12 protein-coding genes are annotated in these 14,556 nt (G+C 65.6%); 1 reads left to right on the top strand and 11 read right to left on the bottom strand.

What is annotated here, in order from left to right; translation table 11 throughout:
* Positions 1 to 34: 34 nt before the first annotated feature.
* Both GcLGCM259_RS03585 and tdh read right to left on the bottom strand, forming a co-directional pair.
* Positions 35 to 1,255, bottom strand: a complete 1,221-nt coding sequence (locus tag GcLGCM259_RS03585; RefSeq protein WP_054820805.1) for a glycine C-acetyltransferase — start codon at positions 1,253 to 1,255, stop codon at positions 35 to 37.
* Positions 1,256 to 1,265: 10 nt separating this feature from the next.
* On the bottom strand, positions 1,266 to 2,312 hold the full coding sequence (tdh, locus tag GcLGCM259_RS03580) for an L-threonine 3-dehydrogenase, zinc-binding type (protein WP_138925794.1): 1,047 nt from the start codon (positions 2,310 to 2,312) through the stop codon (positions 1,266 to 1,268).
* Positions 2,313 to 2,445: 133 nt separating this feature from the next.
* Here tdh and GcLGCM259_RS03575 point away from each other — a divergent pair, with 133 nt between their 5' ends.
* On the top strand, positions 2,446 to 3,366 hold the full coding sequence (locus GcLGCM259_RS03575) for a LysR family transcriptional regulator (RefSeq protein ID WP_138925793.1): 921 nt from the start codon (positions 2,446 to 2,448) through the stop codon (positions 3,364 to 3,366).
* Here GcLGCM259_RS03575 and GcLGCM259_RS03570 read toward each other — a convergent pair.
* The 9 genes from GcLGCM259_RS03570 to gatB form a co-directional block, all read right to left on the bottom strand.
* Complete coding sequence (locus tag GcLGCM259_RS03570; RefSeq protein ID WP_138925792.1) at positions 3,356 to 4,534, bottom strand: Gfo/Idh/MocA family protein; 1,179 nt, start codon at positions 4,532 to 4,534, stop codon at positions 3,356 to 3,358. The genes GcLGCM259_RS03575 and GcLGCM259_RS03570 overlap by 11 nt on opposite strands.
* A 39-nt stretch (positions 4,535 to 4,573) precedes the next feature.
* Entirely contained in the window at positions 4,574 to 5,611 is a 1,038-nt protein-coding gene (locus GcLGCM259_RS03565) for an ABC transporter ATP-binding protein (protein ID WP_246049741.1), read from the bottom strand.
* Entirely contained in the window at positions 5,592 to 6,614 is a 1,023-nt protein-coding gene (locus GcLGCM259_RS03560) for an ABC transporter ATP-binding protein (RefSeq protein ID WP_246049739.1), read from the bottom strand. The genes GcLGCM259_RS03565 and GcLGCM259_RS03560 overlap by 20 nt, the downstream gene beginning before the upstream one ends.
* On the bottom strand, positions 6,611 to 7,519 hold the full coding sequence (locus GcLGCM259_RS03555) for an ABC transporter permease (protein ID WP_138175277.1): 909 nt from the start codon (positions 7,517 to 7,519) through the stop codon (positions 6,611 to 6,613). Before GcLGCM259_RS03555 ends, GcLGCM259_RS03560 begins: the two co-directional genes overlap by 4 nt.
* Positions 7,516 to 8,406, bottom strand: coding sequence for an ABC transporter permease (locus GcLGCM259_RS03550; protein ID WP_246049848.1), 891 nt, complete (start codon positions 8,404 to 8,406; stop codon positions 7,516 to 7,518). Before GcLGCM259_RS03550 ends, GcLGCM259_RS03555 begins: the two co-directional genes overlap by 4 nt.
* Before the next feature lie 105 nt (positions 8,407 to 8,511).
* Positions 8,512 to 10,110, bottom strand: a complete 1,599-nt coding sequence (locus GcLGCM259_RS03545; protein WP_138175281.1) for a peptide ABC transporter substrate-binding protein — start codon at positions 10,108 to 10,110, stop codon at positions 8,512 to 8,514.
* Positions 10,111 to 10,228: 118 nt separating this feature from the next.
* Positions 10,229 to 11,425 (bottom strand): ROK family transcriptional regulator, encoded by a 1,197-nt coding sequence (locus GcLGCM259_RS03540; RefSeq protein ID WP_138925791.1) that lies wholly within the window; start codon positions 11,423 to 11,425, stop codon positions 10,229 to 10,231.
* Positions 11,426 to 11,638: 213 nt separating this feature from the next.
* Positions 11,639 to 12,553, bottom strand: coding sequence for a phosphotransferase (locus tag GcLGCM259_RS03535; RefSeq protein WP_175419314.1), 915 nt, complete (start codon positions 12,551 to 12,553; stop codon positions 11,639 to 11,641).
* Between the two features lie 495 nt (positions 12,554 to 13,048).
* Positions 13,049 to 14,551 carry an Asp-tRNA(Asn)/Glu-tRNA(Gln) amidotransferase subunit GatB gene (gene gatB, locus GcLGCM259_RS03530; protein WP_138925789.1) on the bottom strand — a complete coding sequence of 501 codons (1,503 nt, stop codon included), beginning with the start codon at positions 14,549 to 14,551 and terminating at the stop codon, positions 13,049 to 13,051.
* Positions 14,552 to 14,556 lie beyond the last annotated feature (5 nt).

Raw genomic sequence — 14,556 nt, 5'->3', positions numbered from 1 at the left:
GACATGCATCCGGGATCCCAGACAAAGGCGGGGACTATGCGTCCTGGGTGACGGCCTGTCGGGAATCGATGAACGCCTGCACGCAACGCTCGATGTCCTCGGCCGAGTGCGCCGCCGAGAGCTGCACACGGATGCGCGCCTGGCCCTTGGGGACCACCGGGTAGCTGAAGGCGGTGACAAAGACCCCGCGCTCGAGCATCTGTGCCGCGATGCGGCCCGCCAGCACGGCGTCGCCGAACATCACCGGGATGATCGCGTGCTCGCCGTCAAGCAGCTCGAAGCCGGCCTCGGCCATCTTGGTGCGGAACAGCTTCGCGTTGTCTTCCAGCTTCTCGCGCAGCTGTCCGGAACCTTCCACCAGCTCAAGGGCGGTGAGGGTGGCCGACACAATCGAGGGGGCCAGGGAATTGGAGAACAGGTAGGGGCGGGCCTTTTGGCGCAGCATCTCCACGATCTCCGCCCGTCCTGCGACATAGCCGCCCGAAGCCCCGCCCAAGGCCTTGCCAAAGGTGCCGGTGTAGATATCCACGCGCTCAGAAACCCCGGCGTGCTCCGGGGTGCCGGCGCCGGTGGGGCCCATGAAGCCCACGGCATGCGAGTCATCAACCATCACCAGCGCACCGTACTGATCCGCCAGGTCGCAGATCTGCTCCAGCGGCGCCAGGTAGCCATCCATGGAGAACACCCCATCGGTGACGATGATGGTCCGACGTGCACCGGCGCCGTCGTTCAGCTGCGCGGCGGCCTGCAGCTGCTTCTCCAGGTCAGCCATGTCCCGGTTGGCGTAGCGGAAGCGGGCTGCCTTGGACAGGCGGATGCCGTCAATAATCGAGGCGTGGTTCAGCGCATCGGAAATGATGGCGTCCTGGGCCCCAAACAGGGATTCGAACACTCCCCCGTTGGCGTCGAAGCAGCTGGAGAACAAGATGGTGTCATCGGTGCCCAAAAAGGCCGACAGCCGCTGCTCCAGCTCCAGGTGGATATCCTGCGTGCCGCAAATGAAGCGCACCGAGGCCATTCCGAAACCTCGCTCGTCCAGGGCCCGCTTGGCGGCTGCGATGATCCGTTCATCATCGGCCAACCCCAGGTAGTTGTTCGCGCAGAAGTTCAGCACCTCGCGCGCCTCATCCCCCAAGGCCCCGGCCTGGATGCGCGCCGACTGCGGCGAATCAATATGGCGTTCAGCCTTGTAGAGTCCCGACTCGCGCAGCTCCCGCAGTTCGGTTGCCAGCTGCTCTTTCATGTCCGTGTACATTGTCTCGCTCCTAGAAAACGGTCCAGTCAAGTACTACTTTTCCGCCCTGTCCGGCCTTGGCCGCGGCGAACCCGTCCTGCCATTGGGAGGCGGGAAGGAAATCGGTAACCACCGAGGAAATCCGCTCGCGCATGAGATCCGAGCTGGTGAGCATGGCGCTCATTGCGTACCAGGTCTCGTACATCTCGCGGCCGTAGATTCCCTTCAGGGTCAGCATGTGGGTCACCACCTTGCCCCAGTCGATGTCGATGGGGGCGCTGGGCAGTCCGAGCATGCAGATCTTGCCGCCGTGGTTCATGTTGTTGATCATTTCCGGCAGTGCCGAGGAATGCCCGGACATTTCCATGCCGAAGTCAAAGCCTTCCAGCAGGCCCAGCTGCTGCTGCGCCTGGGCGATGCGCGACTCGCTGACGTTCACCGCGAGGTCTGCGCCCATGGCGGCGGCCAGTTCCAGGCGCTGTTCGGAGACATCGGTGATGGCGATGCGGCGGGCACCGACGTGGCGGGCCACCGCCACCGCCATGAGTCCGATGGGCCCAGCGCCGGTGATCAGCACGTCGTCGCCCACCATCGGAAACTGCAGGGCGGTGTGCACCGCATTGCCGAAGGGGTCGAAGATGGCGCCCAGCAGCGGGGTGATCTTCTCGTCCTGGTGAACCCAGACATTGCTTTCGGGGATGACCACGTATTCGGCGAACGCGCCGTCGCGCTGCACGCCCACGGAGCTGACGTTGATGCACATCTGGCGGCGGCCGGCGCGGCAGTTGCGGCACAGCCCGCAGACAATGTGCCCTTCGCCCGAGACCCGGTCCCCGATCTGGACGCCATGCACGAAGGAACCGACCTCCACGACCTCGCCATAGAATTCATGGCCCGGGATCAGTGGTGTGTTGATCATGGATTTGGCCGCGTCATCGTAGGCCTCGATGTGCAGGTCGGTGCCGCAGATTCCGGTGGTCATCACCCGGATCTTGACGTCGTGGACACCGGTTTCCGGTTCAGGCCGGTCGACAAGTTCCAGACCTGCCTCGGGATTGGCCTTGTACAGTGCTTTCATCGTGTTCTACCTTCGGTTCCGGGCGCCCGCCGGGGCGCAGCATGTCGGATTACTTCAAGTGTTGCAGGTCATGTCGGGCAATGACACATTAGTCATCCGCTGATTTTCTGAATTGTTGATTTAGCATCTACTTATGGAATTGCATCAGTTGCGCATTCTGCGCGAGCTCGGGGATCTGGGCAGCGTCAACGCCGTGGCCAAATCGCTGTTCGTCTCCCCCTCGGCGATCTCACAGCACCTGGCCCAGCTGCAGCGCCAGTTCGATGTTCCACTGACTAAAAAGTCCGGACGCGCCCTGGTGTTGACCGATGCCGGACAGATCCTGGCGTCGGCGGCCGCCGACGTGGCTTCCACGCTGGCCTCGGCGACGGCCCAGATTGAAACCGAGCAGCACGAGCAGGATCGGCCAATCAGGATTGCCGGTTTCCATTCGATTGGGCAGACCATTTTTGCCCCGTTGCTGGCCTTGGAAGATCACCGAATGCCGAAGCTGCAGTTCTTCGACGAAGATGTTTCGCAGCCGCAGTTTCCGGCGCTAACGTCCAGCTACGATCTTGTGCTGGCCCACCGGATGCCGCACACCGAACGGTGGCCCTCGAATATTGCGGTGATCCCGCTGGCCTTCGAACCCCTGGATGTGGCCATGCACCGTGAGCACCGGTTGGCGCAGTTTGACCAGCTGACCCCGCAGCAGGTCGTCGGAGAGCCGTGGGTTGTCTCGCGTAGCGGTTATTCACCCGCTGACGTGTTGGAGGTAATTGCCGCGCTGGGCGGCGCCGAGGCGAAGGCGGAGCACCGGGTCAACGACTATTCCACGGCCGCGGCGCTGGTTGAGGCCAGTGGCTGCCTGGGGATCCTGCCACGCTACACGGCACGGCGCAGTATGGGCAATGCGGTGACTTTACGCCCGGTGCAGGGGCTGAGACTGGGGCGACAAATCGACTTGTTGCTTCGCTCCGAGCATCTGCACCGCAGCACTATTCACACGGTGATTTCCGCGATCAAGGCCACGGTGCAGCAACTAGTCAGCACCCCGGGGTCCGCTACACGCTAACCGACTGCTGGTTGGCCTCGAAATAGTTGACCAGCTCCGCGTCCAGCGGCGGCACACTCTGGCTGCTGCCGTCGGAGCGCAGCGACTGGGCGCCAAGGTCTCCCACGGCCACCGCGGCCCGCGCGGCAAGCGGGGAGGTCTGGGTTGCCCCGCCGTCACTGGCAAAGCGCAGGAACTCGGCGATCAGCCCCGGATCGGCCCCGCCGTGGCCTTCTGGGTCTCCTTCGATGGTGATCTTCCGGTCCGGTTCGGCAAAACCGCTGGTGCTGCGCGTGTTCCAGAGGTAGATCGATTCGCCGGGCCCGTCGCCGAAGTTCTCGATGCGTCCTTCGGTGCCAATGACTGTGTAGTTGCGCCAGTAGTCCGGAGTGAAGTGGCACTGCTGGTAGGAGGCGAAGACGCCGTTGTCCAGCTTCATCTGCACCATCGACAGGTCTTCGACATCGATGGTCGGGTTCAGGTCCTTCTGCGCGGTCGGCGGCCAGTTCTCCTTCGAGAACCAGTCCCCCATGCGACGGTCCGAATTATCCCGCCGATCGCTCACATCCCCGTACACGGTCAAGCCGCCCAGTCCCGAAACTTCGGTGCTGTAACCGCCAGCCAGCCAGTGGATCACGTCGATGTCATGCGCTCCCTTTTGCAGCAGCAGGGTATTGGAGTAGCGGCGCTCGGCATGCCAGTCCTTGAAGTAGTAGTCCCCGCCATTGCCCACGAAGTGCCGGCACCACACGGCCTTGACCTGCCCGATTGCCCCCTCGTCGATCAGCTGCTTGAGCTGGCGGATGACCGGCATGTGCCGCATGTTGTGGCCCACGTAGAGCCTGGTGCCGGTGCGGTAGGCGGTCTGCAGTATTTCGTCGGCCGCCTGCGTGCTGATGTCCAGCGGCTTCTCGCAGAAGGTCGGGATCCCGGCCTGCAGGGTGCGCACCACGACGTCGCGGTGGGTGTGGTCGGGGGTCAGCACCAAAACCGCGTCAATGCCGCTGTCCAGCAGTTCCTGCAGATCGTCGGTGACCACGCTTTCGGGCAGGGCCTTGCGCGCATCGGCCCGTCCGCGCTCACTGGTGTCGCACACGATGCTGACCACGCTGCCCTGCCCCGGGCGCTGTACGTAGCGGTGCAGGGAGGCGCGCAGGCCAAAGCCCACGATTCCTACTTTGAGATCCATTAATTCTTCTCCTTTGATTCCGTGCGGGGCACGGAGCATCTAGTCTGCTTTGACAGAAATTGGGCCGGGGAAATAGCACCGCACCTGGTGGTCATCGCGCCAGGGCTCCAGTGCCGGTTCACCCAGCGCGCAACTGGGCTGCGCGATCGGGCAACGGGTGTGGAAGCGGCAGCCGGTGGGTGGATCGATGGGCGAGGGCGGGTCGCCCTGGAGCATGATCAGCTTCCGGTCGGTGCCATCGCCACGACGCAGCTCCGGCGCGGCCGAGAGCAGCGCCTGGGTGTAGGGGTGGGCGCTGTCGTCGTACACCTGGTCGTAGGTGCCGGTTTCCACCACGCGCCCCAGGTACATGGTGGCGACGCTGTCGGAAATGTGGCGCACGATCTGCAGGTCGTGGGCGATGAACACGTAGCTGAGCCCCAGCTCGCGCTGCAGCTGCATCAGCAGGTTCACCACCTGGGCGCGCACCGAGACGTCCAGGGCGGAGACCGCCTCGTCGCAGATCAGCACCTTGGGGTTCAGCGCAATGCCCCGGGCGATCCCGATCCGCTGCTGCTGGCCGCCGGAAAAGTTGTGCGGGTAGCGCTCCAGATGGTCCGGGTTCAGTCCGACAAGCTCCATCAGCTCGCGCACCTTGGCCCGGCGGGCGGAGGGCCGCACCAGCTCCGGGTGGATTTCGAAGGGCTCGAGCAGGATTTGCTCGATGGTCATGCGCGGGTTCAGCGACGCATAGGGGTCCTGGAAGATCAGCTGGATGTTGCGCCGCATCTCGGCGCGTTCGGCGCCGTGCAGGGAGTTGATGTCGACCCCCTGGAACAGCACCTGCCCCTCGGTCGGCTTTTCCAGACCGCTCATGATCCGGGCCAGGGTGGACTTGCCGCACCCGCTTTCACCGATCACGCCCAGGGTTCGGCCGCCGGCGACCTGCAGATCCACCCCGTCCAGGGCCTTGACGACCTTGCGCGGCCCAAAGGGCAGCGGGCGGGCGACCGGATAGTGCTGTTTGACCCCGCGCAGCTCCATGATCGATTCATGGCTCTGGGCGGTGAAGCCGAGTTCAGTTTCGGTGAGTGACAAGGCTTTCGACCTCCCGGTAGTTGAAGCAGGCGGTGTGGCGCTGTGGGTCAATCTGTTCCAGTGGCGGCACCGCGGTGGTGCAGTGCTCGGTGACGTACCGGCAGCGGTCGGCGAAGGAGCACCCTGCCGGCAGGGCCAGCAGGTCCGGCGGGCTGCCGGGGATCGCCGGCAGCAGCTGGCCCTTGAGCTCCTCGCTGGCGATGGATTCGGCCAGCCCCTTGGTGTAGGGGTGGGCCGGCTCATCCAGCACCTGGGCGGTCGGGCCGTTCTCGATGATCCGCCCGGCGTACATCACCGCCACCTGGTCGGTCACCTCACGCACCACCGAGATGTCGTGGGTGATCAGGATCAGGCCCATGTTGTTCTCGGCCTGCTGTTCCTTGAGCAGCTGCAGGATCTGGGCCTGCACCGTGACATCCAGCGCCGTGGTCGGCTCATCGGCGATCAGCAGTTCCGGGCCCAGCGCCAGTGCCATGGCGATGACGATGCGCTGGCGCATCCCGCCGGAGAACTGGTGCGGGTAGTCGTTCACGCGGCTGGCCGCGGCGGGGATCTTGACCCGGTCCATCATTTCGATGGCGGCCTTCTTCGCGGCGGTTCGGCTCATCCCGCGGTGCACCCGGTACAGTTCACCAATCTGCCGCCCCACCGGATGAACCGGATTCAGGGCGCTAAGCGCATCCTGGAACACCATGGAAACCTTCGGACCGGTCAGCTGGCGGCGCCGTTTGGCGCTGATGGAGAGCAGGTCCTCCCCATCCAGCAGGATTTCACCGTCGACCACCCGGGCCGGAGGGGTATCCAGCAACCCCATGATGGTGCGGGCGGTGACGGATTTGCCGGAGCCGGACTCGCCCAGGATCCCCAGGGACTGCCCGGCCTGGACCGACAGGTTGACACCATTGATGGCGGTCGCCACCCCCTGCGCGGTGGCGAACTCAACGCGCAGGTTGCTCACCGAGAGCAGCTTGTGATTCTGGGGCTGGCTTGTGGGAATCATCATTTGCCCTTCGGGTCGAATTCGTCGCGGATGGCTTCACCGAACAGCACGAAGCCCAGCACCGTGATCGTCAGGAAGACTGCCGGGAAGATCAGCAGGTGCGGTGCCGCATCGATGTAGTCGCGCGCGGCGGCCAACTGCAGCCCCCAGGAGACGGCCGGGGGCGTCAGGCCGATGCCGATGAACGTCAGCCCGGCCTCGGCGGAGATCATCCCGCCCACGCCCAGGGTCTGCAGCACCAGCAGCGGGGTGATCGCGTTGGGCATGATGTGCTTGCGGATGATCCGCCCGTTGCCGGCGCCCAGCAGCTTGGCTGCCTGAACGTATTCGCGGTGGCGCACCTCCATGACGGAGGAGCGCATGAAGCGGACGCCACCTGGCCAGCTGAACAGGGCCAGGGCAAAGATCACGGTCCACACGTTGCGCTCCCCGAAGAGCTGCAGCACCACGATGGCCGCCAGGATGAACGGCAGCCCGAAGGCCATGTCGCAGATGCGGGAGATGACCGCGTCGACCCAACCGCCGAAATACCCGGCAATGGCCCCGACGATGGCCGCGATCGCAAAGGCGATGGCCGAGACGAGCACGCCGACCAGGATCGAGGCCCGGGCCCCGTAGATCACGTTCGTGTAGTAGTCGCAGCCCTGGATGTCGATGCCGAAGATGTGCTCGGCACTGGGCGGCAGGTTTGACTTGAGGATGTCGCAGTTCTCGGTCGGCCCGGGTCCGAAGCCGGTGAACAGCTGCGGGAAGGCCGCCATCAGCACCATCAGCAGAACGATGGCCCCGGAGATCGCGAAGCGCGGACGCAGCCACCAGCGGCGGTGCGTGCCCTTGGGCTGGTCCGGTTCGCGCTCGACGGCTTCTGCCCCGTCCCCGGAGGCGACGGTCGCGGTAACGTTACTCATATTCTCACCCGTGGATCGATCAGGCCGTAGGTCAGGTCAACAAGCAGGTTGAAGACCAGGTAAACCAGCACCAGCAGGGTGGCGATGCCCACGACCACGGTGCCTTCCTTGTTGTTGATGGAGCTGACCATCAGTCCCCCGATGCCGGGGATGTTGAAGATGGCCTCGATGATCACCGCGCCGCCCAGCATGCCGGCCAGGCTCAGGCCCAGGTAGGTCACCACCGGGATCATCGAGTTGCGCAGCGCGTGTCCCCAAATGATGCGGCGCGGGGAAAGCCCCTTGGCCTTGGCGGTGCGCAGGTACTCGGCACGCAGCACGTCCACCAGTGAGGTGCGGGTCAGCCGGGCCAGGCCGGCGGCGGCTTCAAACGCCATGACCAAGGCCGGCAGGATGAACGCCATGGGCCAACCCGCCCGGATGCCGGCCGGCTCCACCCAACCCAGGTGCACACCAAAGTAGGTCTGGGCACCCAGGGCAATCACGAAACCGGGCACACCCATGAAGATGACGGTGAACACCAGCGCGAAGTGGTCTCCGGCCCGCCCGTTGCGCAGCCCGCCGTACACGCCAATGACCAGGCCGATGATCAGCTTGAGCACCCAGGCGGTCAGGGCCAGGGTGAAGGTGACCGGCAGGCGTTCGAGGATCAGGTCCAGGACCGGCCGACCGAAGAAGTCGATGCCGAAGTTGCCCTGGAAAACGCCGAGCATGTAGTTGCCGTACTGCACCAGGAACGGATCATCCAGGTGGTAGGCCTGGCGGATCTGCGCCACGGTGGCCTCCGGCAGGGGCCGCTCACCGGTCAGGGCGGAAATCGGGTCGCCCGGCATCAGGAAGGTCAGGGCGTAGATGATGAATGTTGCTCCCAGCAGCACCGGGATCATTTGTGCCACACGCCGTAGGGTGTAACCCAGCATTTGCTTACCTCTTTGTTCGATAAAGAGACTTGGACCCGTGGGACCACGGGTCCAAGTCCATGTTCGATCTGGTTAGCAGGTGTAGCCCGCGCGGTAGTACTGCAGGTCGCCCTGCACGTCATTCAGTTCGGCGCAGCCGGACTGCAGACCGTAGTCGGTGGGGATGAACAGCGGGATGGCCGGCATGTCCTTGATGATCAGGGCCTCGGCCTGCTTGAACAGCTCGGTCGACTTGGCGTCGTCCATTTCGGCGCGGGCGGCCTTGACCAGCTTGTCGACCTCCGGGTTGGAGTAGGCGGTGGCCGAGTTGCCGTCGCCGCCGGTTTCATACTGGCTCAGGTACTGGTCCGGGGACTTGTAGGACCAGCCCCACAGCCCAAAGGCCGACCCTTCCAGCTTCTGGGAGTTGCGCCGCTCGGACAGTTCGGTTCCCAGCATCGGCTTCATCTGCACCTTGATGCCCAGGTTGTCCTGGATCTGCTTGGCGATGGCCTGCACCAGCTGCTGGTCGGAGGCCGAATCGCTTTCGATGATCAGCGTGCCGTCGAAGCCGCCGTCATCGGCCAGGATCTTCTTGGCTTCCTCGGGGTTGAATTCGCAGGCCTCGCAGGATCCCTCAACGTAGGAGTCCAGGGACGGCGGGACCAGCGAGTCGGAGGGCTCGGAGTGGCCCTTGAGCAGCGACTGGGCGATCGCCTCACGGTCGATGGACATGGAGATCGCCTTGCGCAGCGCCGGGGACTTCAGGGTGTCCACGTACTCCGGGATCTGCAGGGTCTGCTGCTTGGAGCTGGTCTTGACCTCGTAGAGGGCCTGCTCGCCGAGCTGGTTCTTGGCCTTGTCGACCATGGTCGCCGGCACATTGCGGATCATGTCCAGGTTCCCGGCGGTCATGTCGGTGTAGGCCGGATCCACGGCGGTGTAGATCTTGGCGACCAGCTGATCGGCGCCACCGCTGAAGCCCTGGGCGCCCTGGAAGTCGTCCCACTTTTCCAGCACAACCTGCTGGTTGTGGTCCCAGGAGACGAACTTGTAGGGGCCGTTGGAGACGGGGTTCTGCTCGTAGGCGTCCAGGTCGTCAAAGGCCGACTCCGGCATGGGGCAGGTGGGGTTGGTGCTCAGGATCTTGGGGAAGTCGCGGTTCGGGGCGGTCAGCGTGACCTGCATGTGGGTGTCGTCGATGACCTTGACCCCGGACATCGTCTTGGTGCTCGGCTTGGATCCGTCCTCCGGGTTCAGGTCCTTGTAGCCTTCGAAACTGACGAAGGTGCCGTTGCCCTGCCAGGCGTTGGAGCCGGTGGCGGTGGCGTTCCAGGCATCGGCGAACGACTGGGCGGTCACCGCGGTGCCGTCGTGGAAGGTCCAGCCCTCCTGCAGCTCGATGTCCCAAACCTTGGCGTCATCGCTGGTGACGGACTTGGCGGCCAGCGGCTCGAACTCCTGGGTATCCAGGTTGATTTCCATCAGGTTGGCGCACAGCGCCATCCCCAGCTGACTGCCCGGCTCCTTCTGCGGGACGATGCTCTTGGGCTCGGTGGACATGAACGAGAGCACGCGCTCCCCGCCGTCCTGTCCGGCGCTGGGCTGGCCGTTGGATGAGCAGGCCGTGGCCGCCATCATCAGCGTGACTGCGCCTGCGGCGGCCGCCAATGCCTTGGAATGTTTCCTCATGGTCTCTCCTTGGTGCGAGTGACACGTGAGCCGTCTCAATGCGGCCTGTGCCTGCCATCACATACTTTATTTTATGAAATAAAGTAAACATAGGAGTGTGACGTTGTCAACAAGATGACTAGCCGAGGGCCGCGAAAGTCCTCAGATCCATGGCTTCAATGAAGCGCAGCGGGTGGGCCAAAACCTCGTTGACCGTAATGCTCGCGGCGAAGAGCGTGAGCGAAAGCGCGTGGTCAGTGGAATAAACCACCCTGTGCGCCGCCTCGGCGCCCCGCAGCGAAAAGCGTGCCACATCCCGCTTGACCTGGGCCAGGGTCTCGGGGCGTTCGGCCGGAGTGCCGGCGATCACCAGCAGGCCCGGGTCCAGCAAATCAACCAGGGTGGCAGCGGCACGGGCGACATAGCGGTCCCGGTCGGCCACCAGCGCCCGGATCTGCTCATCCCCCGCGTCGTACAGCCGGTCGATGTCGCCATAGTGCACCACGTCGTCCCGGCCCGCCTCGTGGGCCAGCCGCACGGTGGCCTCGTCCGTTGCCATCACCTGCAGGCAGCCGTTCCGTCCGCAGGGGCAGGGGTGCCGCCCGTCGGAGACCGAAAGGTGGGCGATGTTCCCGGCGTGCTGGGTCCGCCCGGCGCGGATCCTGCCGTCGCTGACCAGCACCGCGCCGAGGTCCGAGGTGTTCACCAGCATGACGAAGTCCGATTCCTCCCGGCCGTGCCCGTAGAGCAGTTCGGACTGCGCTGCCGCCCTGGCGTTGTGATCCAGGATGACCGGGAGCGGAAGCTGCTCGGCCAGCAGCTGCACCGCCGGCACATCGACCCACGCAGCACCGGGGTTGTCCACGATCCTCCCCTGCTGGCGATCGACGATGCCGCCGGTGGCGACCCCGGTGCCCAGCACCCGTCGTCCCCCGGCGTGCTGCTGCATCAGATCCCGTGCACCGGCGACAATCACCTCGAAGGCCTGATCCACGTCCATGCCGGAGTGCGGGATCAGCACCGAGGCCTGGCTGACCCCGTCCAGCCCGGTGAGCACCACACCGGTCACCCGTGGACCCAGGTGGATGCCCATGACAAGGTGGGAGCGCGTATCGACATGCAGCGGGACCCGCGGGCGGCCCTGGCCGCGGGCCACCGGCTCCCCCTCAAAAATCAGCCCGGCATCGATCAGCCGGGCGGCAATACTCGTGACCGAGGCGGCGCTGACCCCAATGGCGTCGGCGACCTCCTTGCGGGAGCTGCCGGGCGCGGCGAAAACCTGCTGCAGGACTGCGGAAAAATTCTGCGCGCGCACCGGATCCGTTTTTCGACTCATGTCACCGGGGCCTTTCGAGGGAACGTGTTTTTCTACACGCGATGTGAAAGCGAACTTTCATCATTGTGCCACCATTTGCGCTCCCCACTTTGCCGCCGGTAACAATTGACCACCGGCCCGCCGCGGAACCGCTGAACCGGTACCCCGCGGTGCCCGGGCAGATCATTACAAGTCACGTTCGGGTTTCTCGGCTGCCGCAAGCGGCGAATCCAGCTATCGACCGGCGGAGAGCAGCAGGTCCAGGCTTTCCCGCCCGATGCGCCCCAAGCGGTCCCCCGGGTCGAGCTGGCAGAGGAGCAGGCCGTAACGCAACGCCCAGCCCCGCGCACGGTGCCACAGGTCCTCCCCGTCGCTCACCCCGTAGCGTTCCAGGGCGCGGGTTCGTGCGGTGGGCCCGAAATGCAGCCACAGCATGCCCAGGTCCGAGGCCGGATCCCCGGCGCACAGATCCCCGAAATCCACGAGGGCCGCAAAGCGGTATCCGGCGGCTGCGCGGCGCACGATGGTGTTGTGCGGATGTGGGTCCCCGTGCAGCCACCGCGGCGCGCCGGCATGATCGGCGGCCCGCAGCGCGGCCGCCCAGATCGCTGCGGCGGCCGGTCGTCGTCCTGCCGGCAGCCGCGGCAACAGCGCGCGGGTGGCGCCATCGAGCTCCCGCAGGGCAAGACCGCGGAAGTTGCTGGTCGGCGCCTGTGCGGGGGCGGGGACGTGCAATGCCCGGAGGTAGTCGGCCAGGGCCGGGGCGTAGGCGTCGCGCTCTGCGCGCGGCAGGCCCGCCGCGCTGACCCCCGGGACGAAGGGGACGATGGAGAAGGTGAACGGGTAGGTTGCGGTGGGGTGCCCGACATGCAGCGCCAGCCCCGGGGTTAGGCCCGTGTCGGCAGCCAGCCGGGCCAGCCAGGCGCGTTCCTGTGTGCCGATCCGCTCGGCCTGGGCACGGCGCGGCAGGCGGATGAGGTGCCGCGGACCCAGCCGGTAGATCTCGTTGTCCCACCCGCTGGCAAAGTATGCCACAGGCAATTCGGCCCACTGCGGCGCCTGCCCGCGGAGCAGCTCCTGCACCAGGCAGCGGTCGATGCGCACTTCGGCCTCGGGCGCACTCGGCGGGGTGAAACGGCCTGCAGTCATGGTTTTCATCGTAGTGCCTCCATCTGCGCCCACCCACCGGGGAGCGGGGCGATGGCTCCCGCCAACCCCCGCCCAAGAGACGCCACAGCGTGCCGCGCTTCACGTGCTGTCCCCAGCCAACCACGATCAGTTTTCCCAGGGGCCGCGGTCTCCTCATCCACGTGCAGGATCGCACGCCCACCACGGCCGCGGCCGGCGCACGCTGAGGCCGGTCAGTGAAAACCCTGGCCGTCGCAGTTGCGCTCTACGAGGTGGCCACTGGCGTGCGCAGCGAACCGTGAGCAAAGCGCCCAAGGCGTGGACCGGGCGCACAGCCCAGCGGCCGGACATGGCCGCCACGAGCGGGGCGGGCGGACTGCCCCGGCGCGGTATCCGGCAGCGGCCTCACACCGGTCACGGCACCGGATGAGTACCAGGAAGCGGGCAAAATAGGCATCGCGCCTGCACCCCCGCGTTCGGGGATGCAGGCGCGATGCCTTGCTCGGTGGCTGGAGACTAGAGTCCCAGCTTCTCCATGACCAGTTCACGCACGCGGCCGGCGTCGGCCTGCCCGCGGGTCGCCTTCATGACCGGGCCCATCAGGGCGCCGATGGCCTGCATCTTGCCGCCCTTGATCTTCTCGACCACGTCGGGCATCGCGGCGATCGCGTCATCCACGGCCTTGCCCAGCGCCGCGTCGTCGTTCACGATCGCCAGCGAACGCTGCTCCACGATCTGGCTGGGGGTGCCTTCCCCGGCCAGCACGTACTCGAGCACCTGGCGGGCAATCTTGTCGTTGATATTCTTGCCCTGGATCAGCTGGTCGATCTCGACGATGGTTTCCGGCGTGACGCCAACCTCGGTGATTTCCTTGTCCGCGGCCTTGGCCAGGCGGGCGATCTCGCCCATCCACCACTTGCGGGCGACCGCGGCGGTGGCCCCGGCGGCAATGGTGGCCTCGATTTCATCGAGCACCCCGGCGTTGACCACGTCGCGGAATTCCTTGTCCGCGTAACCCCATTCGGCCTTCAGCCGCTTGCGGCGCTCGGCCGGCGGTTCGGGCAGGCGGGAGCGCAGCTGCTCGATCCAGTCCGCGGTGGTTACGATCGGGACCAGGTCCGGTTCCGGGAAGTAGCGGTAGTCATCCGCGTCCGACTTCGGGCGGCCCGAGGTGGTCGAGCGGGTGTCCTCATGCCAGTGGCGGGTTTCCTGCACGATCTTCTGGCCCGAATCCAGCACCGCGGCGTGGCGTTCGATCTCGAAGCGCACCGCGTGCTCCACGGCGCGCAGCGAGTTCACATTCTTGGTCTCGGTGCGGGTGCCGAACTTCTCCGCCCCCTTGGGCATCAGCGAGACGTTCGCGTCGCAGCGCACGTTGCCGCGCTCCATGCGGGCATCGGAGACACCCAGGTTCTTGACGATCTCGCGAATCGCCGCGACGTAGGCGCGGGCCAGTTCCGGGGCGCGGGCACCGGCCCCGACGATCGGCTTGGTGACGATCTCCACCAGCGGCACGCCGGCGCGGTTGTAGTCCACCAGCGAGTAGTCGGCGCCCTGGATGCGCCCGGCGGCCCCGCCCATGTGGGTCAGCTTGCCGGCATCCTCCTCCATGTGCGCGCGCTCGATCTCGACGCGGAAGACCTCCCCGTCCTCCAGCTCGATGTCCAGCCAGCCGTCGTGGGCGATCGGGTCATCGTACTGGGAGGTCTGGAAGTTCTTCGGGGTGTCCGGGTAGAAGTAGTTCTTCCGGGCAAAACCGCACTTCTCGGCGATCTGGCAGTTCAGCGCCAGCCCAATGAGGATGGAGTATTCCACCGCGGTCTTGTTCACGACCGGCAGCACGCCGGGCAGGCCCAGGTCCACGGGGGTGACGTTGGTGTTCGGCTCATCGCCAAAGGCGTTGGGCGCGTCGGAGAACATCTTGGTCTTGGTGTTCAGTTCGACGTGCACCTCGAAGCCCAGTACCGGGTCGTACTTTTCCAGTGCGACGTCGAAGTCTACGAGTTCTTCGGTGGTCATGCTCT

Source organism: Glutamicibacter creatinolyticus (assembly GCF_006094275.1).
Classification (GTDB): domain Bacteria; phylum Actinomycetota; class Actinomycetes; order Actinomycetales; family Micrococcaceae; genus Glutamicibacter; species Glutamicibacter creatinolyticus.
Note: the sequence above shows the minus strand (reverse complement) of the source record. Positions and strands in the feature narration are given on the sequence as shown.

Coding starts and splice junctions, on each gene's coding strand:
- GcLGCM259_RS03540 (WP_138925791.1), bottom strand. CDS start 11,425: ATGAGTCGAAAAACGGATCCGGTGCGCGCGCAGAATTTTTCCGCAGTC.
- GcLGCM259_RS03570 (WP_138925792.1), bottom strand. CDS start 4,534: ATGGATCTCAAAGTAGGAATCGTGGGCTTTGGCCTGCGCGCCTCCCTG.
- GcLGCM259_RS03575 (WP_138925793.1), top strand. CDS start 2,446: ATGGAATTGCATCAGTTGCGCATTCTGCGCGAGCTCGGGGATCTGGGC.
- GcLGCM259_RS03585 (WP_054820805.1), bottom strand. CDS start 1,255: ATGTACACGGACATGAAAGAGCAGCTGGCAACCGAACTGCGGGAGCTG.
- GcLGCM259_RS03535 (WP_175419314.1), bottom strand. CDS start 12,553: ATGACTGCAGGCCGTTTCACCCCGCCGAGTGCGCCCGAGGCCGAAGTG.
- tdh (WP_138925794.1), bottom strand. CDS start 2,312: ATGAAAGCACTGTACAAGGCCAATCCCGAGGCAGGTCTGGAACTTGTC.
- GcLGCM259_RS03555 (WP_138175277.1), bottom strand. CDS start 7,519: ATGAGTAACGTTACCGCGACCGTCGCCTCCGGGGACGGGGCAGAAGCC.
- GcLGCM259_RS03545 (WP_138175281.1), bottom strand. CDS start 10,110: ATGAGGAAACATTCCAAGGCATTGGCGGCCGCCGCAGGCGCAGTCACG.
- GcLGCM259_RS03560 (WP_246049739.1), bottom strand. CDS start 6,614: ATGATGATTCCCACAAGCCAGCCCCAGAATCACAAGCTGCTCTCGGTG.
- GcLGCM259_RS03550 (WP_246049848.1), bottom strand. CDS start 8,406: ATGATCCCGGTGCTGCTGGGAGCAACATTCATCATCTACGCCCTGACC.
- gatB (WP_138925789.1), bottom strand. CDS start 14,551: ATGACCACCGAAGAACTCGTAGACTTCGACGTCGCACTGGAAAAGTAC.